This is a genomic window from Mesorhizobium carmichaelinearum (assembly GCF_900199455.1).
GTDB lineage: Bacteria > Pseudomonadota > Alphaproteobacteria > Rhizobiales > Rhizobiaceae > Mesorhizobium > Mesorhizobium carmichaelinearum.
In genome coordinates this window covers 1-596 of sequence record NZ_FZQR01000147.1, presented here as the reverse complement: position 1 = coordinate 596, position 596 = coordinate 1, and the positions used below count along the sequence as shown (strand labels likewise).

General features: G+C 57.4%; 1 protein-coding gene. It reads left to right on the top strand.

Annotation, left to right across the window (positions count from 1 at the left end; genetic code table 11):
• The first annotated feature begins 121 nt into the window (after positions 1 to 121).
• Positions 122 to 406: a hypothetical protein gene (locus CKW40_RS42425; RefSeq protein WP_244571576.1), complete on the top strand. Its 285-nt coding sequence runs from the start codon at positions 122 to 124 to the stop codon at positions 404 to 406.
• Positions 407 to 596 lie beyond the last annotated feature (190 nt).

The window sequence follows — 596 nt, the reverse complement described above, 5'->3', positions numbered from 1 at the left end:
TTGCGGAAACCATCTTGGCCAGTGGTCATGTGCGACCACACACAAAGGCCGCACATATGGAAGCAAGCGATCCGATCAAAAATATCTGTAAAAAACACTTGCAAGTGGGAGCCGTCCACATATGGAATTGGAGATCCGCAAAACTGCGGACCCTACCAGCGGCGGCCTGATCATGCAGCGCAATAAGGTGCATCACGTCTACACCGTCGAACGTGTCGCCAGGGACCTCGGCGTCAGCGAAGCGCTCATCCAGGACCTGACCCTCGGTCTCGAGCCCGAGGACGGTGCCATCTGGGTGTACGACGCCAACGATGACGACGGAATCTTGGCCTTCACCGATGAAGGCATCGAGGAGGTCAAACTCCTCCTCGAACAATATCATCGCGTTTTCCCATCGAAAGCTTGACCCCAGCACCGCGGTGCTCAGGGTGCTCATGGCCGCCGGATACGCACGCCTGCGGTCTTCACCGTAAGCGCCTCGCCGATCGCCTATGGATTTGGGCTTGACGTTTTTCGGAATCGCCAGGGCATGAGTTCCTCGATCTGGCTCTGTGGATGGCCGTTGATGATGGCGTCGAGAGTTTCGGCGAGGTAGG

Excerpts from the sequence above, each read along its gene's own strand:
- CKW40_RS42425 (WP_244571576.1), top strand. The coding sequence starts at position 122 with ATGGAATTGGAGATCCGCAAAACTGCGGACCCTACCAGCGGCGGCCTG.